This window comes from Aeromonas sp. DNP9, assembly GCF_001728955.1.
Lineage (GTDB): Bacteria > Pseudomonadota > Gammaproteobacteria > Enterobacterales > Aeromonadaceae > Aeromonas > Aeromonas veronii.
Map to the genome: position 1 here is coordinate 104,637 of NZ_LYSQ01000005.1, position 19,178 is coordinate 123,814.

Sequence of the window (19,178 nt, forward strand, 5' to 3'; positions counted from 1 at the left end):
TTCCGATCATTCGTCAGCAGGGACAAGGCATGATTATCAATCACTCTGTTTCGATTTATGACCGGCTCGCAGCAAACCGCCCAAACCATGCTCCTCCAGATAGCGGGCAAACAGGCCGCGCAGTACATGGGGGTTGTCATGTTTGAGGCCATCAGCCATCAGTTCGGTCAACTCGCTCAGGGTGGATTGACGCAGCACGTACTTGATCCGGGCGATGTTGTGGGTGTTCATACTGAAGCGACGATAGCCCATGGCAAGCAGCAACAGTACACCGACCGGATCACCGGCCAGTTCGCCACACACCGAGACCGGCTTCTGGTAGCGATGGGAGGCATCAACCAGCTGTTGCAGGGCACGGATCACCGCAGGATGGAAGGCATCGTAGATGTTGGCAACCCGGGAATTGTTGCGATCTACCGCCAGCAGGTACTGGGTCAGGTCGTTACTGCCCACCGACCAGAAATCGATGAGCGGCGCCATCTCCGGCAAGATAAAGAGGGCTGAGGGCACCTCGATCATCACCCCGAGGCTGGGGTAGCGGATCACCGCATCGCGGCTCGCAGCCTCTTCCGACACCTCCCGCCACGCCTGATCCAGCAGACGACGGGAGGCTTTGATTTCGCTGACGCTGCTGATCATCGGCAGCATGATGGCTAGATTGTCCAGCCCTTCGCTGGCACGCAGCATCGCCTTGAGCTGCACCAGAAACAGTTCGGGGTGATCCAGGGTGATCCGGATCCCCCGCCAGCCAAGGAAGGGGTTTTCCTCGACGATGGGGAAATAGGGTAACGGCTTGTCGCCGCCCACATCCAGCGTCCGCATGCAGACCGGCCGGTTGCGGTAGGTCTCCAGAATGCCGCGATAACGGGCAGTCTGTTCCCACTCCGAGGGGAAGCTCTCCTGCAGCATAAAGGGGATCTCTGTGCGATAGAGGCCCACCCCGTCCGCCAGCTGGTTGAGGGAGATCTCGGTATCGGCACTGAGACCGGCGTTGAGCAGCAGAGAGACCTTGGTGCCGTCGGCGGTTTCGGATGGCAGGTTGTCGACACTGCGCACCAGGGTATCGAGCGCCCGCTCTTCGCTCAGCAGCTGACGATACTCGGTCAGAATCACCTGATTGGGTTCGATGAAGAGATCGCCGCTGTAACCATCGACAACCAGCATGCGACCGCCGATGTCGCCGAGGGGCAGATCGACCCCCATGATGGCGGCGACCCCCATGGCGCGGGCCAGAATGGCCGCGTGGGAGTTGGTCCCCCCCTTGAGCGAGACCACCCCGGTCAGATACTCGCGGGGCACTTCTGCCAGAATGGTGGCGGTCACTTCATCGGCAACCAGCACCACCGGCTCGCCGATGGAGATATGTTCCGGTTCATTCTGCACCAGTCGGCTGATCAGCCGCTGGGCAATATCCTTCACGTCGGTGGAGCGCTCCTGCAGGTAGGGATCCTTCATCCCCTTGAACTGCTCGATCAAGCGATCGCTGATCAGCTTGACCGCCGAGACCGCAGTCCAGTGCTCCTTGCTCACCTTGTTGCGAATGGGCTTGATATAGCCGGGATCGTTCAGCAGATGGAGGTAGATATCGAAGATCGCCACCGAATCCTGGCTGTAGCTCTCGCGAAAACGCAGCGCCAGACTCTCCAAGTCGTGCCGCACTTCCTCAACCGCCAGCTCCAGCCGCGCCAGCTGGCTGGCATGGTCTTCATCCTTGCGCGGGGTAATGGACGAGAGCGCCTTGCGGGGCCGCCACACCCAGGCCTTAGCCATGGCAATGCCGCTGGCACCGGCAATACCGCGCAGCGGCTTGCTCCAGTCGGTCTTCTGCAACCACCCCTTGGCTTGCGCCTGAGCGATCCGCGCCGCCAGCTGGGCCGCCAGGGTGACCATGAAGGACTCTTCCCCCTCATCGAAGCGGCGGCTCTCCTTCTGCTGCACCACCAGAATGCCGACCACCTGACGCTGATGCATGATGGGGGCGCCGAGGAAGGAGCGGAACGCCTCTTCGGCCACATCGGGCAGGAATTTGAAACTGGGATGCGCGGGGGCATCAGCCAGGTTGATCAGCTCTTCCCGCTGACCCACCAGACCGACGATGCCCTGCTCGTAGGGCAGGGTCACCTTGCCGACTGCGGACGGGGCCAAGCCGTCGGTAGCCGCCAGGCGATAGCGGCGCACCTCGGGTTCCGAGACATAGACGGAGCAGCAGTCCACTGCCATGGCGTGCCGGGTCTGGCTCACCAATGCTTGCAAGGCCTGCTCGAGGGTATTGGCCTCGGCCATGCTCTCGACGATACGTCTCAATTCCGTTAACAACTAATCTGTGCTCCTTAACGGGCGCGGTTGCGCCGCCCATCCTTCTTGTTGACCTGCACTGCCGGCACCGGCATCGCCAGCGGGGCAAACTCTTTCATGACCCGGCGGTAAACCTCCCGCTTGAACGAAACGACCTGACGCACCGGATACCAGAAGCTGACCCAACGCCAGTCGTCAAATTCGGGATGGCCATGACAGCCGAACTGGATCCGCGACTCCTTGCCCGAATTCAGCTGTAACAGGAACCATTTTTGTTTTTGGCCAATACAGACCGGTGAACTGTCCCAGCGGACAAGACGTTTGGGTAAACGGTACTTTAGCCAGTTACGACTGGTGGCCATGATGGTCACATCTTCGGGCTTGAGGCCAATCTCCTCATACAGCTCTCGATACATGGCCTGCTCTGGCGTTTCACCATCATCAACCCCCCCCTGCGGAAACTGCCAGGAGTGCTGCCCATAGCGTTTAGCCCACAACACTTGTCCTTCACGGTTACAGATCACGATACCGACATTGGGACGAAATCCGTCGCCATCAATCACGTGATCACCTTATAAAGGCTGAATCTATAAGGAGATTGTTCCACATTCACTCCGTGGCAGCAAACAAGGAGTGAATCCCCTGTTTCATGAATAACTTTCAATTTCAAACATACTTATAAACAAATCCAAGGATCCGCGCCACCAAGTTGCCCACCCAGGCTGTGCATAAAGCTGTTAGCAAACGGGTATATACAGTACTTTTTAACTGTACGCGAAAAGTGCCCCTCCGTATCACCACGCGACATAAAATATAAAAAATCATTATTTTTTATAAACTTGATATAAAACAACTGGATCTAGATCCATGTTCCCCCAAGAGTCAGATCCATGATCCGGATTGTGAACAAGTTCAACTGCTCAAAGATCCACCGCGGCGAAATTATCCACAGGAGTGGCACAATATCTACCCCGTTTACCCTGTGAAAATGGGGTGGCATTCACAATTTTTTGTAACATATCAGCGACTCCAACCACTTTCATCCACTTATCCAAGATTTCTGTGGATAACTGTGTGTAACATCATGCACAAACCCTTGGACAACTATTTCGAGGTCAAACCAGACCTGGCTTACTGCTCGATAAAACAGACAAAACCCTTTAAAATCATCACGATGAGCTGATAGCCCCCAAATTCTCTGCATTTGATCTTATCCACTCAGGATCGGTTATAAAAACAGCGATCCTTCTCGGGATCCTCCCCTGTTAGAATATGGCGAGCAAGATGGAGCCAACTATGCCAAGCAATCCCCAATCCGAGCAGGAGTTATTGAGCCGCGCCTATGCCATGGCCGGCTTCACGCTGGCACAGCTGGCAGCCGAGGCTGGCGTTGCGGTGCCCAAAGACCTGCGCCGTGACAAGGGGTGGGTCGGTCAGTTGATCGAGCTGCAACTGGGGGCCAGCGCAGGGAGCAAGCCGGAGCAGGACTTCCCGGAACTGGGGATCGAACTCAAGACGATCCCCGTGGATCCTCAAGGCAAACCGCTGGAGACCACCTTCGTCTGCGTTGCCCCGCTCATCGGCGTCAGCGGCCAGCGCTGGGAGGAGTCCAACGTGCGCAACAAGCTATCCCGGGTGCTCTGGATCCCGGTGGAAGGCAGTCGCGAGATCCCGGTTGGCGAGCGGCGGGTCGGCATGCCGCTGATGTGGAGCCCGAATGAAGAGGAAGACCGGCTACTGCGTCAGGACTGGGAGGAGCTGATGGACATGATAGTGCTGGGAGAAGTGGAGCAGATCAGCGCACGCCACGGCCAGGTGATGCAACTGCGGCCCAAAGCGGCCAACAACAAGGCGCTGACTCGCGCCATCGGCCGCGATGGTCAACCCATCATGACCCTGCCCCGCGGCTTCTATCTCAAGATCGACTTCACCCACAGTTTGCTGCAACGCTATTTTGCCTTGCCGACTTGATCTGCCTTATCAACATCTTTGTCATATGGTGGTATAAAAATAGACAGGAGCCATTTTTAACTCACAGACAAGGAGGCGTCATGCCACTGATCAAACAGTTTTTGAAGTCCAAGCCCGAGGTCAAGGTGACCTTTGCCGTAGAGAAAGAGGCGGCTGCAGGGGCGGAACAGGTGATGCTGATCGGCGAGTTCACCCAGTGGCAACCGGTCGAGCTGAAACGCATGAAGAGCGGCGAGTTCAAAGCCACCCTCAATCTGCCGACCGACGGCCCAGGGTACTTTGAATATTGCTACCAGCTCATCACTCCGGCAGGGGAAACCCTCTACGAGAATGACTGGGCTGCGGACGACTATGTGCCTGGCCCTTTCGGGCGTGACAACTCGGTGGTACGGGTCATCCAGTAACGGCAACCAGAGAGCCAATAGACGGATACAAAAAAGGCTCGCCATTGGCGAGCCTTTTCACTACCTGTCGAGCTATTTGCCGACATACCGACACCAATTCGAATCGAATTAGTTGAGCTTCTCTTTGATACGAGCAGCTTTGCCGGACAGGTTGCGCAGGTAGTACAGTTTGGCGCGGCGAACATCACCACGACGCTTCAGTTCTACACTGTGGATCAGCGGAGAGTGAGTCTGGAATACACGCTCAACACCTTCGCCGTTGGAGATCTTGCGAACGGTGAAAGCAGAGTGCAGACCGCGGTTACGCTTGGCAATAACGATGCCTTCGAAAGCCTGCAGACGCTCTTTACCACCTTCTTTAACACGAACTTGAACACGTACAGTGTCGCCCTGGGCAAAAGCCGGGATGTCGGTACGCAGTTGCTCTTGTTCAAGCTGCTGAATAATCTTGCTCATTGTCTTTCCTTACCTAGGATAAACTGAAAACTCTACTTAACGCTGTCACGCACTTCGCGGACATACTCGGCAAGAAGTGATTCTTGCTCGTCAGTCAGAGCTAGGTTGTTAATAAGTTCCGGCCTTCTTTGCCAGGTTCGTCCGAGTGATTGCTTGAGACGCCAGCGTCGAATCACTTCGTGATTGCCGCTTGTCAGCGCCTCGGGCACCGCCAATCCATCCAACACCTCCGGCCGAGTATAGTGGGGATGATCCAGCAAGCCATCCGTGAAGGAGTCTTGCTCGGCACTGGCCTGATCACCCAAAACCCCCGGGACCAGACGCGAAACCGCATCGATCAGGGTCATGGCAGGCAACTCGCCACCACTTAACACGTAATCCCCGATAGACCACTCTTCGTCGACTTCGGTTTGTATCACGCGTTCATCGATACCTTCGTATCGACCGGCTACCAGAATCAGTTTCTGATTCGTCGCCAACTCGGTTACGCCCGCTTGAGTCAGCTTGCGTCCCTGAGGAGAGAGATAGATGACTTTCGCCCCGTCTCCCGCCGCTTGCTTGGCTGCATGAATCGCGTCACGCAGCGGCTGAACCATCATTAACATGCCGGGCCCACCACCATAAGGACGATCATCGACCGTACGGTGTTTATCGTGGGTAAACTCCCGGGGGTTCCAGCACTCAATCTGCAGCAGGCCACTCTTGACGGCCCGACCCGTTACCCCGTGCTCGGTAATGGCTCGGAACATTTCAGGGAAGAGGCTAATAACCCCAATCCACATAAGAAACCTCCGGCACCCGTGTTAGCGCGGGAAACTAGAAACCAGGATCCCAATCAACTTCGATTGTTCGAGCAGTCAGATCAATATTCTTGATCACCTGCTCTTCCAGGAACGGAATCAACCGCTCCTTTGCACCAAAGGCATCTTTTACATTGGCCTCAACCACCAACACATCGTTGGAGCCGGTTTCCATCAATTCGGTCACCTTGCCCAGGTCGTATCCCTTGGTGGTCACCACGGAGCAACCAATCAGGTCACGCCAGTAGAACTCACCTTCAGGCAACACAGGCAACAGATCGGCGGGTACGCCAATCTCGACATTGGTCAATGCCAGGGCATCTTCGCGCACATCGATACCATCGAGTTTGCAGATCAGACCCTTGTTGTGACGTTTCCAGGATGAAACCCGAATTTCACGCCACGCCCCGTTCTGATTAATCAGCCAGGGGTTGTAATCGAAAATCGCTTCGGCAACATCGGTGAAGGAGTTCACTTTAAGCCAGCCCTTGATGCCATAAACGGTACCCAGGGTGCCCAGAACTACAGGTTTTTCCACCTTAACTCCTTACCGTTGGGCTGATTAAGCAGCTTTTTTAGCGTCTTTGATCAGCTTGGCAACGCGGTCAGAAACAGCGGCACCAGTAGCAACCCAATGCTCGATACGAGCCAGGTCCAGGTTCAGCTTTTCAGCTTGACCAGCAGCAACCGGGTTGAAGAAACCAACGCGCTCGATGAAGCGACCGTCACGGGCGCAACGGCTGTCAGAAACTACTACCTGGTAGAACGGACGCTTTTTCGCGCCACCACGTTGTAAACGAATGGTTACCATATCGTCCTCATTAACATCTAATGAACAAGGCCCGCAAACACGCGGACCCTAGCTTAAAATAAGCCGCGTAATTCTACTTGGATTCGTAATAATTGCAACCAAGCCAGCCATTTTTTGCGCAGAGCGGCAATGAAAAGGGGCCTGCAACTGCAGACCCCCATCAACACGCAGGCCGGATCAGAACGGGCCGCGACCGCCACCGAACCCGGGGGGCATCATGTTCTTCATCTGACTCATCATCTTGCGCATGCCGCCCTTGCCGGACATTTTCTTCATCATGCGCTGCATCTCGGTGAACTGCTTGAGCAGCTTGTTCACATCCTGCACCTGCATGCCGGAGCCTGCTGCAATACGGCGTTTACGGGACCCCTTGATGAGATCGGGATGGGCGCGCTCCTTGGGCGTCATGGAGCTGATGATCGCCTCCATTCGCACGGTGAGCTTGTCATCCATCTGATCTTTCACGTTATCCGGCAGCCCGGACATACCGGGCAGCTTGTCGAGCATCCCCATCATGCCGCCCATGTTGCGCATCTGGGCCAGCTGCTCGCGAAAATCTTCCAGATCGAAACCCTTGCCGCTCTTGACCTTGCTGGCCAGCTTGGCCGCTTTCTCTTTATCGACGTTGCGCTCGACCTCTTCGATAAGAGAGAGCACATCGCCCATACCGAGGATGCGGGAGGCGAGACGATCCGGGTGGAACGGCTCCAGCGCATCGGTCTTCTCACCCATACCGATAAACTTGACCGGCTTGCCGGTGATGTGGCGCACCGACAGGGCGGCACCACCACGGGCGTCACCATCCGCCTTGGTGAGGATCACACCGGTAAGCGGCAGCGCTTCGTTGAACGCCTTGGCGGTGTTGGCGGCATCCTGACCGGTCATGGCATCCACCACGAACAGGGTCTCGACCGGCTTGATGGTGGCATGCAGATCCTGGATCTCGGCCATCATCTCGCTATCAACGTGCAGACGACCGGCAGTATCGACGATCACCACGTCATAGAATTTCTTGCGCGCCTGATCGATGGCGGCGGTGGCGATATCGACCGGCTTCTGGCTGGCATCGCTCGGGAAAAAGTCGACGCCGATGTCGCTGGCCAGGGTCTCCAGCTGCTTGATCGCTGCTGGTCGATAAACGTCAGCACTGACCACCAGCACCTTCTTCTTGCTGCGCTCTTTGAGCAGCTTGGCCAGTTTGCCAACTGTGGTGGTCTTACCGGCACCCTGCAGACCGGCCATCAGGATGATCGCTGGCGGCTGGGCAGCCAGGTTGAGCTGTTCGTTGGCCTCCCCCATTACGGTGACCAGTTCACCGTGCACAATCTTGATGAATGCCTGGCCCGGGCTCAGGGATTTGGCCACCTCCTGCCCGACTGCGCGCTCTTTGACACGCGCGACGAAATCACGCACGACCGGCAGGGCGACATCCGCCTCGAGCAGCGCCATGCGGACTTCGCGCAGGGTTTCCTTGATATTGTCTTCGGTCAGGCGACCACGGCCACTGACATTGCGCAAGGTGCGCGAGAGTCGTTCAGTCAAATTCTCAAACATGACGGATTCCGGTTCTTGGCGTAATAAATTGGGGGCATTATAACCCAGAGCGGGCGCGAGGACGATTATTCACCGCACCGCAGCAGCAGGGAGCTTCTCCCTATATATGGGCAGATCGGCCGTTGCACAACTGGCGAGCACTTCTCGTGCAAGGTATACTGCCCCTCTTACCCTCAAAAGCTTGTGCAACAACGACCTGGTTATGATCGTAATCTCTGTTCTGGCCCTGGCGTTTTATCTGCTGGCCATCATCGCCTCCCTGCATCTGTTACTGAGCGCCAAGCCGGTGGGACAGCGCTCCCTGTTTGCCTGTATCGGATTGGCCCTGATCGCCCACGCCAGCGCCCTCGGTTCAGAGGTATTGCAGAGTTACGGCCAGAACCTGAGCATGCTCAACGTTGCCTCGCTGGTCAGCCTTATTATCAGTTGCTTCATGACTTGCGTAACCCGCCGCTTCAACGGCTGGATCCTGCTGCCGGTGGTCTACAGCTTCTCGGCCCTGTTGCTGGCTGCCAGCGCCTTGATCCCGGGTCGCTACATAACCCATCTGGAGGCCCACCCCCAGCTGTTGCTGCACATCGGCCTCGCCCTGATGGCCTACTCGGTATTGATGATCGCCTGTCTGTTTGCGCTGCAGCTCGCCTGTCTGGACAAGCAACTAAAATCTCGAAAAATCAGTAATCTGCCAGCCATGCCGCCACTGATGACGGTGGAAAAACGGCTGTTCCAGTTGATCTCTGCAGGGGTGCTGCTGCTGACACTCTCCATCGCCTCCGGCCTCTTCTTCCTCGAAGATATGTTCGCCCAGGGCAAGTCTCACAAGGCAGTACTCTCCATCCTGGCATGGTGTGTCTACGTTCTGCTGCTGTGGGGTCATCACACCTATGGCTGGCGCGGCCGTAAAGTCATCACACTCAGTCTGATCGGCAGCTTCATCCTGACTCTTGCCTACTTTGGCAGTCGCTTCGTCAAAGAAGTGCTGTTGAGCTGACACCTATACTTTTTTAGCCATACCATCCAACAGGAGCCCTTTTTGGACAGCATCTCAACGAGTACATTACTGATTGTTCTCGTTATCTTGATCCTTCTTTCCGCCTTTTTCTCCAGTGCCGAAACCGGCCTGATGTCCATCAACCGCTACAAGCTGCGGCATCTGGCACAGACCAAACACAAAGCCGCACGTCGTGTCGAGCAACTGCTCGCCCGCCCTGATCGCCTACTGGGGCTGATCCTGATCGGCAACAATCTGGTCAATATCCTCGCCTCCGCCATCGCCACCATCGTCTGTATCCGGCTGTTTGGTGATCTCGGGGTCGCCATCGCCACCTTCGGGCTGACCCTGGTGGTACTGGTATTCGGTGAAGTGACGCCCAAGACCCTGGCCGCCATGTTTCCGGAGAAGATCGCCTATCCCGCCTCCTGGATCCTCAAGGGGCTGATGGTGCCGCTCTCACCGCTGGTCTGGCTGATCAACGGCATCACCAGCGGCCTGCTCAAGATGCTGAAGATCAATCCTAACAAGGATGACTCCCTCAACACCGAGGAGCTGCGCACCATCGTCAATGAGGCGGGTAACCTGATCCCCCAGCGTCATCAGGAGATGCTGCTGAGCATTCTGGATCTCGACAAGATGCTGGTCGAGGACATCATGGTGCCACGCAGCGATATCTACGCCATCGACATCAACGATGACTGGAAAAGCATCCAGCGCCAGCTGGCCCACTGCGCTCACACCAAGATCCTCCTCTATCGCGACAATATCGACGACGTTGTCGGCTTTTTGCACGCGCGCGATGCCCTGCGGCTGGTAGCCAGGGACCAGTTCAACAAATCGAGTCTGTTGCGAGAAGTGGACGAGATCTACTTCATTCCGGAAGGAACGCCGCTCAACGTGCAGCTGGCCAAATTCCAGCGCAACAAGGAGCGAATTGGCCTTATCGTCGACGAATACGGCGACATTCAAGGGCTAATCACTCTGGACGACATTCTGGAAGAGATCGTGGGCGACTTTACCACCTCCATGACGCCTGCGCCGAGCGACGAGATCCACCCCCAGTCAGATGGTTCTTATCTGGTCGAAGGCTCAGCCAATATTCGTGAGCTGAACAAGGAGATGAACTGGCACCTGCCCATCGACGGCCCGCGTACCCTCAACGGCCTGATCCTCGAATATCTGGAAGAGATCCCCCAGCCCAACATCGGGATCCGGCTGGCCGGTTATCCTATCGAGATCCTCGATGTGGAGAACAATATGGTGAAGATGGCGCGGATCATGCCGGCATCATACCGAGCGGAGTCGGATTCGCAAGATTGAAAAAGGGCTGCCACTGGCAGCCCTTTTCTATTGCTCATCGTCACTGTTCATCTTCATCATCCGGCTCCAGCACCAGCGTCGGGATCAACTCGCCAAACACCCTCTGTAGCTCGTCACGGTTGGCCAGCAGGTCTTGCAGCGTATAGCTGTCCATCACCGCCAGAAACGCATCCATCGCCTCTTTCAGCGCACTCTTGAGCAGACAGACAGAGACGATGTGACAAGCGGGCGAGCCGCAGTCAATACCGTCCAGATTGCCTTCCAGCGCCCTGATCACCTGCCCGATATTGATGGTGGCGGGATCGCAAGCCATACGAATACCGCCATTCTTGCCACGCTGGGATTGCAGATAGCCCAGCTTCACCAGCTGATTGACCACCTTCACCATGTGGTTGCGGGAAACGCCATACAGGGCCGATACCTTGGCAACGCTCGACAACTCCCCTTCCGGCAGGGTGGCAAGATAGAGCAGGGCTCTCAATCCAAAATCTGTATAACTGGTTAGTCTCATAAAACCTGATTAGCGCGATGCGAAAAGTGGAGTATTGATTCAAATCAAATAAACATCTAGGATGCCACTTATTAAATGACATTTTATATGTTCAATTAGAACGAGGCCCCTATGCTAGATCAAACCACCGTTGCCGTCATCAAAAGCACCATTCCGCTGCTCGAATCGGCAGGCCCTGCCCTCACCCAGCACTTCTACCAACGAATGTTCAGCCATAACCCGGAGCTGAAAGATATCTTCAACCTGGCCCACCAACGCAGTGGCGGCCAGCCGCTGGCCCTGTTCAATGCAGTCGCCGCGTATGCAAAGAATATCGACAATCTGGGGGCGCTCGCCGGTGCGGTCGAGCGGATTGCGCACAAACATACCGGATTCCTGATCCAGCCGGAACAATATCACATTGTAGGTAGTCATCTCTTGGCCACGCTCAAAGAATTGGGCGGAAGTGCGGTCACCGACGAGGTGCTGGAGGCATGGGGCAAGGCGTATGGCGTGCTGGCAGACATCTTTATCGGCCGCGAGCGGGAGATCTATCAGGAAAAGGCCAATCAGGATGGCGGCTGGCAAGGTACTCGCACCTTCATCATCAAGGAGAAGCGAGCCGAGAGCGCCCTCATCACCTCCTTCCTGCTGGCGCCGGAAGATGGCAAGCCGGTACTGACCTTCAAACCGGGCCAATACCTCAGCATCAAGCTGGTTCACCCCGAGCTGGAATATCAGGAGATCCGCCAGTACTCCCTCTCCGATGCCCCCAACGGGCAGGATTACCGCATCAGCGTCAAGCGTGAGCCGCAGGGTCAGGTCTCCAACCTGCTGCACGATCACCTGCTGGCGGGTGACAAGATCGAGGTGATGCCTCCTACCGGCGATTTCTACCTGAAAGCCGACAGCCAGACCCCGGTGGTACTGCTCTCAGCCGGTGTCGGCGTGACGCCGATGATGAGCATGCTCAACCAGCTGCTGGAAAGTGCTCATCAGGCCGAGATCACCTGGCTGCACGCCTGCGAACAGGGTGCTGTACACGCCTTCCGGGAGGATATTCAGCAAAAATCCCGCCAGCATCCCAACTTGCTGAGCCGGGTCTGGTATCGGGAGCCGGAGGCCAGCGATGTACAGGGTGAAGATTATGACCTGGCCGGCACCATGGATCTGACTGCCGTGAAAGAGCGCATCACGCCAGAGGCCCACTACTACTTCTGTGGCCCTGTCGGCTTTATGCAGGAGATCAAGCGGCAGCTGCTGGCGGCTGGGGTGTCAGCCGGGCAGCTCCATTACGAAGTTTTTGGCCCCCACCAAGATCTCTAAGGCGCGGGCAGCCATATAACAGAGGGAGGTCCCGGCCTGTCATGGCACGGCGGCTGGAACCGGACCCACAGGTGCAGATCTGTGGGTCATTTTTTTGGATCAGTGCATCGCCTTGGCGCGGGCCACCACGTTGGCCGGCATCCGGTTGCCAAGACGGTTGAGCAGACTCGCCGCCTTCTGGTGCAGCGCCTTGTCACCGATGACGGAGCCATGGAGCCAGCGATAGGCGTCCTCATAATCAAGCGGACTGCCCATCCCCTGCAACAGCATCTCGACCCACTCGATGCGAGCCCGCAGAAAACCGAGGCTGGCCGCCTCGCGCATCAGTGTTTCGGCTCGCACCAGATCCTTCTGCACCAAAGTTCCTTTCCAGTAGTAGCGACCCAGCTGCTCCAGCGCCGGCGCCAACCCCTGATTGGCCGCCTCCCACATATATTGCACCCCGAGCTCGGCATTGGATTTGGTGCAGACACCCCACGCCAGCATATCCCCCCAGAGGAATTGATAGGCCGGGATCTTCATCACCGAGGCGCGCGCTTCGATATCCTGAGTCAGCTGACAGCGATCCTGCTTCACCTGAGTGAGATGGCGCCCCTGCTCAATCCAGTTGAGCAGCTCGTCCTGACGATAGAGCGGCACCGCCTGCAACTCGCCAGCGGCCAGAGGCGCGGGAGGCGCCACCACAGCGGCAGGCTCCGCCGGTTTTGGCAGCGGCGCGGCCCCCTCGCCACTGCTGGCAACGGGTGTGACCGGCTCGGCCGGAAGCAAGACGGGGACTGCCTCAGAGGGCGCTGGCGTAGCAGCAGAGACAGGGGCCGTTGCCACCGCAGCACTGCTTGCGGTCGGTGCCGATGCACTTGCTGCAGGCGCATCGCTCGATACGGCAGCCGATACCGCCTCGGCACCATAGAGGGGCGCGGTGAATGCACCGACAAGAACGAGAAGGGTAAGGGGTTTCATCATAAGGATCTCCTGCTGCACTCTGTTATCGGCACCAAGCCCCATCCCCTTAGCCTGCCGGGCGGATCTCATCAATACAAAAGGGAGCCGAAGCTCCCTTGTTGGCACGGTTGACCCGCTTACTTGACGAAATCGACACCCAGCTGGATATCGGCTTTCAGGGTAGCCAGCATGCCTTCCATCGCTTCCTGCTCGAAGGCGCTCAGCTTGCCGTAATCCAGTACGGTTTCGACGCCATTCTTGCCCAGCAGTACCGGCTGCGCGAAGAAGGTGGCGTGCTCGCCATTGCCTTCCACGTAGGCGCACTCGATGACGTTGGCTTCGCCCTGCAGACCCTTGATGAGGGAGAGACCAAAACGGCAAGCCGCCTGCCCCATGGAGAGGGTGGCGGAACCGCCACCGGCCTTGGCTTCTACCACTTCGGTACCGGCATTCTGGATGCGCTTGGTCATGGCAGCCACTTCTTCAGCGGTGAAGGAGGCGCCTTCAATCTGGGAGAGCAGCGGCAGAATGGTGACGCCACTGTGACCACCGATCACATTGACGCGAACCTTGTCGATGTTCAACCCTTTGGCAGCGGCCACGAAGGTCTCGGCGCGGATCACGTCCAGGGTGGTGACACCGAACAGGCGACGCTTGTCATAGACACCGGCTTTCTTCAGCACTTCGGCGGCGATAGCCACAGTGGTGTTGACCGGGTTGGTGATGATGCCGATCAGTGCTTTCGGGCAAGTGGCCGCGCACTTCTCGACCAGATTCTTGACGATACCGGCGTTGATATTGAACAGGTCGGAGCGATCCATCCCCGGCTTGCGTGCCACACCGGCGGAGATCAGCACCACATCGGCCCCAACCAGCGCAGGAGTCGGATCTTCACCGCAGAAGCCCTTGATGGCGACGTCGGTAGGAATATGACTGAGGTCAACGGCCACACCCGGAGTAACCGGGGCGATGTCATACAGGCTCAGCTCGGAGCCAGCCGGCAGACGGTTTTTCAACAGCAGAGCGAGGGCTTGACCGATGCCACCAGCGGCACCCAGAACGGCAACTTTCATGATCAACTCCATGTTTAAGCGTAGGTTTAAGGTTGTTTGTTGTTGTGCGCCCAACCTTAATGGATCCCCCCATAAAAAACAATCTGATAACAGTTGCAGTCACGGGTTCTGTGAGCCACGAAACACGCGGGAGCAAAAATTGGAGGGAAATACAAAAAGTTGGAGGAGAAGCACAGTTTTTCTGCACTTCTCCTTACCATAAAGAGGTAGTTCTGAAGGTCTCAGGATTGGAATGCCAACGCCCGTTTTTCACACCAGCGAAAACCAATTGTTAACAATCCGTTCATCGCCAGATAAAGCCCACCAGCCACCCCGAACACCGCCAGGGTATCGTAGGTCTGGGCATTCAACCCCTGCGCCAGCCCCATGATGTCCATGATAGTGATAGTACTGGCGAGGGAGCTCCCCTTGAGCACCAGGATCACCTCGTTGGAGTAGGCAGGCACCAGATGACGGGCGGCGTGGCGCACCTTCATCCAGAGGGTCTGGCGACCGTTAAAGCCAAGCGCACGACACGCCTCTACTTCACCGGCCGGGATGGCATCGAGCGCCCCCTTGAACAACCGGGTGGAGTAGGCCGCCGTATTGAGACCCAGCGCCAGCACGGCGCAGAACCAGGGCTGCTTGAGCAGCGGCCAGAGCGGGCTGGCTTTCAGCCACTCGAACTGACCCGGCCCGTAGTAGATAAGGAAGATCTGAATGAGCAGCGGCGTACCGGTAAAGAGCAGCACCCACAGCTGCACCAGCTGGGTCGCCACCGGCAGGCGCAGCTCCAGCACCCAGGTCATCAGGACTGCCAACACAATCCCCAGCAGCAGGCTGAACAGGGTCAGCTCCAGCGTGGTGACAAGACCGCCCAGCAACGTAACGAGATACTCTTGCATCAGTTAGCCTCCGTAGCGGCGGGTGTAGCGGGCAGCCAGCCCGAGGCCATATTCACTCACCAGACTGATGGCCAGATAGATGAGGGCCGCGGCGGCATACCAGGTGAAAGGCTCATAGGTACTGGCCGAGGCCATCTGAGCCTGACGCATCATCTCGTTAACCCCGATAAGCGACACCAGCGCGGTATCTTTCAGCAACACCAGCCACTGGTTGCCGAGGCCCGGCAGGGCATGACGCCACGCCTGCGGCAACACGATGCGAAAGAAGATGTGGCTCTTGCTCAATCCCAGCGCCAGTGCTGCTAATCGTTGCCCGGCAGGCACCGCATTGAGCGCCGCTCGCAGGGTCTGGGTCGCATAGCTGGCAAACAGCAGGGAGAGCGCCAGCACGCCACAGGCGAACGGGCTGAACTCCACATACTCGCCAGTGATGAGGAACAACACCTGGGTCGAGCCGAAGTAGATGAACAGCACCACCAGCAACTCGGGCAGGCCACGGATCAGCGTGGTCAGGGTGGCCACCGGCCACACCAGCGCACGCTGCTTGCTGAGCTCGGCGGCACTGAACGCCAGTGCCAATACCATGCCCCCGACCAGTGATGCCAAGGCCAGCCCGAGGGTCATCCAGGCTGCATCCAACAACAGGCTCAACATGGCTTACTGCGCGAAGTATTTGTCGAAGATTTTCTGATAGGTGCCGTTGGCCTTGATCTCGGCCAGCCCCTTGTTCAGCTGGGTCAGCAGCTCCTGATTGCCCTTGGCGACCGCGATGCCAAAGCCGGTACCGAAGTACTTGGCATCGGTCACCGGTGCACCCACCACCGCATACTCCTTGTGCTGCTTCAGCCAGTCGGCAGCAACGGCGGTATCAGCAAAGACACCGTCGGTACGGCCATTCATCATGTCGAGGAAGGCGCTCTGGTAGCTGGCATAAGGCACGGTCAGCAGACCCTTGCTCACCCAGTTATCCACCAGATAGGACTGGTGAGAGGTGCCGTTCTGCACGCCGACTGTCTTGTCGACCATCTCTTCCGGCCCCTTGAAGGCCCCTTTCTTGGCGACGAATACTGCCGAGTTCTCGTAGTAGATGTCGGAGAAGTCGACCTGCGCGGAGCGCTCCGGGGTCACATCCATGGCGGCAATGGCGGCATCATAGCGACGGAATTTGAGGCTGGGGATCAGGCTGTCAAAGGCCTGGTTGTGGAAGCTGCACTCCAGCTTGGCCTGCTCGCAGATGGCGCGCGCCAGATCGATGTCAAAACCCTGAAACTCGTTCTTGTCATCCAGGTATTCGAACGGCGCGTAGGTGGCCTCGGTGGCGAACTTAACCTCTTTGGCCATGACGGAGGTACTCAACAGGCCCATGGCAGCAACCAACAACAGACTCTTTTTCATGACAGCTTCCTTATCGATTCAATATCAATGCATCAAGAATTCGGCAAACCGGCTGGTTTGCGGGGATTGGAAAATGGCAGCGGTGCCGGATTCGATGATCCGCCCCTTCTCCAGATAAATCACCTGGCTGGCCACCTTGCGGGCAAAGTCGACCTCGTGGGTCACCACCACCTGGGTAATGCCGGTCTGGCTCAGGTTGCGGATGATCTCGGCCACCTCTTTGGTGATCTCGGGATCGAGGGCAGCAGTCGGTTCGTCAAACAGCAGCACTTCCGGGTCCATCATCAGGGTACGGGCAATGGCCACCCGCTGCTGCTGGCCGCCAGAGAGACGGGCAGGCCAGGCATCGCGCTTGTCGGCCAGTTGCAGCTGGGCCAGCAGATAGGCCCCCTTCTCGATGGCGGCCTCCTTGCTCATGCCAAGCACCTTGACCGGCGCTTCAATCAGATTCTCCATCACAGTGAGATGTGGCCAGAGATTGTACTGCTGGAACACCATCCCCACCTTGCGACGCAGCAGTTGGGACTGGCGGTTGAATTCGGCAGTAGAGAGGGAGATCGGGAAAGAAAATTCACTTTCGCCAATCCGCAGAACACCCGCATCCGGGGTATCCAGCAGGTTCATCATCCGTAGCAGGGAACTCTTGCCAGCACCGCTCGGGCCCAGCAACACCAAGGTTTCACCGGGGGATGTCCGAAAGCTGACCTGTTGCAGAACCGGCACCTTGTGCCAGGACTTCTCGATACCTATTAATTCAATACCCATACAGCCCAATTGAATAAGTTTTCAAAATTTCATCCCGATTCTATCCCTAATAAAGGTTGATGCAAGCCATTTTTGAATCAATATGCAGAACAAGCGCCACTTCCTTGCAAAAAACGGCATATGAATGCAAAATGGCCCCGCTGTTCGTATCTGCCGCCTGTATCGCACAGGCCGCCACACCTCCTCATTCGTGAGACCAAGATGAAACACAACGACAAGCAAGAAAAACTGGCCAAGGCCTTTAAAGCCTTGCTGAAAGAAGAGCGCTTTGGCTCCCAGGCAGAAATCGTCACCGCCCTGCAAGAGCTGGGCTTCGAGAACATCAACCAGTCCAAGGTATCGCGCATGCTGAGCCGCTTCGGCGCCGTTCGCACTCGCAATGCCAAAATGGAGATGGTCTACTGCCTGCCGGTGGAACTGGGCGTGCCCACCACCTCCAGCCCGCTCAAGAATCTGGTACTGGACGTCGATCACAACGGCGCACTGGTGGTGATCCACACCAGCCCAGGTGCAGCCCAGCTGATCGCCCGCCTGCTCGACTCCCTTGGCAAGGCAGAGGGAATCCTCGGTACCATCGCCGGTGATGACACCATCTTCATCACCCCGACCAGCGACACCGATATCGAAGAGCTTTACCTCTCCGCCCTCGAGTTGTTCGAACAGACGCCGTAATGGCCGCTACCGAGTCATCGCGGTCAAGCCAGAACGAAAAATCCCGGCCAAGGCCGGGATTTTTGTTTTCTGAGTCTTCGTCAGGCGGGCTTATTTGCCCTGCGCCATCAGAAAACCCTCCGATGGGGCGAAGAAAGCCGCGCCGGTCACTGCCTTGGTAAAGCGCAGCAGGTGGTCGAAGTGGCTGCCCTCCCCCTTGTACATGCTGGCCAGCATGGCGTTGAAGTGCTGCGGTGTGCGGCAGCAGGAGATGAAGTAGAGCCCCTGCTCGGTCATGGTGCCCCAGGGCATGCTCTGGCGCAGGATCTCCATGGATTCCCCTTTCGGCGTCTTGAGGTTGACCCGCTTGATGTGGGCGGTCAGCGGTTTGGCGGCAGACTCATACTCGATGTTGTCGGGCTTGGTTCGACCGATAATGTCTTCCTGTTCTTTCTGCGCCAGCTTCTCCCAGTCGCTCATGGCGTGGACCCAGCGCTGAACGTGGATGTAGGAGCCACCGGCAAACTCGCCATCGGCCACCAGCGCCACTTCGGCACGGTGTTCATCCTGCGGGTTCTCGGTGCCATCGACGAAACCGGTCAGGTCACGGCAATCCAGATTGCGGAAACCGCGCACCTCTTCGGCCAGCTCGACCACTCCAGCCAGCAGCGCCATCACACGGTGACCGGCGTGGTGCAGCACATCCACCCGATCGGCTCGCAGCTGAATAAAGAGATCAAACGGGGTGTTGGGGGCTTCCTGACCGTTGGCGGATTGCGCCATAAAGCTGCGGAACTGGGGCGGACGGGCGGCAGGGTAGAGACCATCCCAGGCATCGGCGCCAACGGCAACCAGACCGCTGAAACCGGCATCGGGGAAATCGGCGGCGACCGCCTGCCACAGGGCGGGCAGTTTGGCCAGAAGGCCGACCAGTTCGGCGGCATCGCCGGTACGATTGAACATCAGATAGAGGGCGTGCAGATTCGGCTCTGCGCAGATCCCGGCTTGGGCTTTCATATATCTCTCCCCTGAGTAGGCGTTAGCGTT

Annotated in this window: 21 protein-coding genes; 6 read left to right on the forward strand and 15 right to left on the reverse strand. The window is 57.5% G+C overall.

Going from position 1 to position 19,178, the window contains the following annotated elements:
• Positions 1-36: 36 nt before the first annotated feature.
• Both ptsP and rppH read right to left on the reverse strand, forming a co-directional pair.
• Positions 37-2,316, reverse strand: a complete 2,280-nt coding sequence (ptsP, locus tag A9G06_RS04835) for a phosphoenolpyruvate--protein phosphotransferase (RefSeq protein WP_005340422.1) — start codon at positions 2,314-2,316, stop codon at positions 37-39.
• A 14-nt stretch (positions 2,317-2,330) separates the two neighbouring features.
• Entirely contained in the window at positions 2,331-2,858 is a 528-nt protein-coding gene (gene rppH, locus A9G06_RS04840) for an RNA pyrophosphohydrolase (protein WP_005340421.1), read from the reverse strand.
• 733 nt (positions 2,859-3,591) lie between these two features.
• Here rppH and mutH point away from each other — a divergent pair.
• Together mutH and A9G06_RS04850 are read left to right on the forward strand one after the other, a co-directional pair.
• Positions 3,592-4,266: a DNA mismatch repair endonuclease MutH gene (gene mutH, locus A9G06_RS04845; RefSeq protein ID WP_042084339.1), complete on the forward strand. Its 675-nt coding sequence runs from the start codon at positions 3,592-3,594 to the stop codon at positions 4,264-4,266.
• 80 nt (positions 4,267-4,346) lie between these two features.
• Positions 4,347-4,670, forward strand: coding sequence for an isoamylase early set domain-containing protein (locus A9G06_RS04850; protein WP_005348910.1), 324 nt, complete (start codon positions 4,347-4,349; stop codon positions 4,668-4,670).
• Positions 4,671-4,778: 108 nt separating this feature from the next.
• Here A9G06_RS04850 and rplS read toward each other — a convergent pair whose 3' ends face one another.
• The 5 genes from rplS to ffh form a co-directional block, all read right to left on the reverse strand.
• On the reverse strand, positions 4,779-5,126 hold the full coding sequence (gene rplS, locus A9G06_RS04855; protein WP_005313505.1) for a 50S ribosomal protein L19: 348 nt from the start codon (positions 5,124-5,126) through the stop codon (positions 4,779-4,781).
• A 32-nt stretch (positions 5,127-5,158) separates the two neighbouring features.
• A complete protein-coding gene (gene trmD / locus A9G06_RS04860; RefSeq protein WP_005340400.1) occupies positions 5,159-5,908 on the reverse strand; it encodes a tRNA (guanosine(37)-N1)-methyltransferase TrmD in 750 nt (249 codons plus the stop codon).
• A 34-nt stretch (positions 5,909-5,942) separates the two neighbouring features.
• Complete coding sequence (gene rimM / locus A9G06_RS04865) at positions 5,943-6,464, reverse strand: ribosome maturation factor RimM (RefSeq protein ID WP_069554447.1); 522 nt, start codon at positions 6,462-6,464, stop codon at positions 5,943-5,945.
• A 24-nt stretch (positions 6,465-6,488) separates the two neighbouring features.
• Positions 6,489-6,737 (reverse strand): 30S ribosomal protein S16, encoded by a 249-nt coding sequence (rpsP, locus tag A9G06_RS04870; protein WP_005340392.1) that lies wholly within the window; start codon positions 6,735-6,737, stop codon positions 6,489-6,491.
• Between the two features lie 177 nt (positions 6,738-6,914).
• Positions 6,915-8,291, reverse strand: a complete 1,377-nt coding sequence (gene ffh, locus A9G06_RS04875) for a signal recognition particle protein (protein ID WP_005340391.1) — start codon at positions 8,289-8,291, stop codon at positions 6,915-6,917.
• A gap of 202 nt (positions 8,292-8,493) precedes the next feature.
• On the opposite strand from ffh, the gene A9G06_RS04880 reads away from it, so the two are divergent.
• Both A9G06_RS04880 and A9G06_RS04885 read left to right on the forward strand, forming a co-directional pair.
• A complete protein-coding gene (locus A9G06_RS04880; RefSeq protein WP_005340390.1) occupies positions 8,494-9,282 on the forward strand; it encodes an inner membrane protein YpjD in 789 nt (262 codons plus the stop codon).
• 42 nt (positions 9,283-9,324) lie between these two features.
• Positions 9,325-10,605, forward strand: a complete 1,281-nt coding sequence (locus tag A9G06_RS04885; RefSeq protein WP_005348906.1) for a CNNM domain-containing protein — start codon at positions 9,325-9,327, stop codon at positions 10,603-10,605.
• Between the two features lie 40 nt (positions 10,606-10,645).
• Here the strand turns inward: A9G06_RS04885 and A9G06_RS04890 are convergent, their stop codons facing one another.
• The gene (locus tag A9G06_RS04890) at positions 10,646-11,116 is read right to left on the reverse strand and encodes an Rrf2 family transcriptional regulator (RefSeq protein ID WP_005340388.1); all 471 of its coding nucleotides are present in this window, start codon (positions 11,114-11,116) and stop codon (positions 10,646-10,648) included.
• A gap of 111 nt (positions 11,117-11,227) precedes the next feature.
• On the opposite strand from A9G06_RS04890, the gene hmpA reads away from it, so the two are divergent.
• Positions 11,228-12,421 carry an NO-inducible flavohemoprotein gene (gene hmpA / locus A9G06_RS04895; protein ID WP_069554448.1) on the forward strand — a complete coding sequence of 398 codons (1,194 nt, stop codon included), beginning with the start codon at positions 11,228-11,230 and terminating at the stop codon, positions 12,419-12,421.
• Positions 12,422-12,520: 99 nt separating this feature from the next.
• Here the strand turns inward: hmpA and A9G06_RS04900 are convergent, their stop codons facing one another.
• The 6 genes from A9G06_RS04900 to A9G06_RS04925 all read right to left on the reverse strand — a co-directional run bounded on the left by A9G06_RS04900 (position 12,521) and on the right by A9G06_RS04925 (position 17,480).
• Positions 12,521-13,105, reverse strand: coding sequence for a tetratricopeptide repeat protein (locus tag A9G06_RS04900; RefSeq protein WP_026034955.1), 585 nt, complete (start codon positions 13,103-13,105; stop codon positions 12,521-12,523).
• Positions 13,106-13,500: 395 nt separating this feature from the next.
• Entirely contained in the window at positions 13,501-14,436 is a 936-nt protein-coding gene (mdh, locus tag A9G06_RS04905; protein ID WP_069554449.1) for a malate dehydrogenase, read from the reverse strand.
• Between the two features lie 221 nt (positions 14,437-14,657).
• Positions 14,658-15,320, reverse strand: coding sequence for an arginine ABC transporter permease ArtM (gene artM, locus A9G06_RS04910; protein ID WP_069554450.1), 663 nt, complete (start codon positions 15,318-15,320; stop codon positions 14,658-14,660).
• A 3-nt stretch (positions 15,321-15,323) separates the two neighbouring features.
• Positions 15,324-15,974, reverse strand: coding sequence for an arginine ABC transporter permease ArtQ (gene artQ, locus A9G06_RS04915; protein WP_042011891.1), 651 nt, complete (start codon positions 15,972-15,974; stop codon positions 15,324-15,326).
• 3 nt (positions 15,975-15,977) lie between these two features.
• Positions 15,978-16,715 carry a transporter substrate-binding domain-containing protein gene (locus A9G06_RS04920; protein WP_069554451.1) on the reverse strand — a complete coding sequence of 246 codons (738 nt, stop codon included), beginning with the start codon at positions 16,713-16,715 and terminating at the stop codon, positions 15,978-15,980.
• A gap of 24 nt (positions 16,716-16,739) precedes the next feature.
• Positions 16,740-17,480 carry an ATP-binding cassette domain-containing protein gene (locus tag A9G06_RS04925; protein WP_069554452.1) on the reverse strand — a complete coding sequence of 247 codons (741 nt, stop codon included), beginning with the start codon at positions 17,478-17,480 and terminating at the stop codon, positions 16,740-16,742.
• A 201-nt stretch (positions 17,481-17,681) separates the two neighbouring features.
• Between A9G06_RS04925 and argR the strand changes: the two genes are divergently transcribed.
• On the forward strand, positions 17,682-18,152 hold the full coding sequence (argR, locus tag A9G06_RS04930; RefSeq protein ID WP_005340378.1) for a transcriptional regulator ArgR: 471 nt from the start codon (positions 17,682-17,684) through the stop codon (positions 18,150-18,152).
• Positions 18,153-18,242: 90 nt separating this feature from the next.
• Here the strand turns inward: argR and A9G06_RS04935 are convergent, their stop codons facing one another.
• A complete protein-coding gene (locus tag A9G06_RS04935) occupies positions 18,243-19,148 on the reverse strand; it encodes a Dyp-type peroxidase (RefSeq protein WP_069554453.1) in 906 nt (301 codons plus the stop codon).
• Positions 19,149-19,178 lie beyond the last annotated feature (30 nt).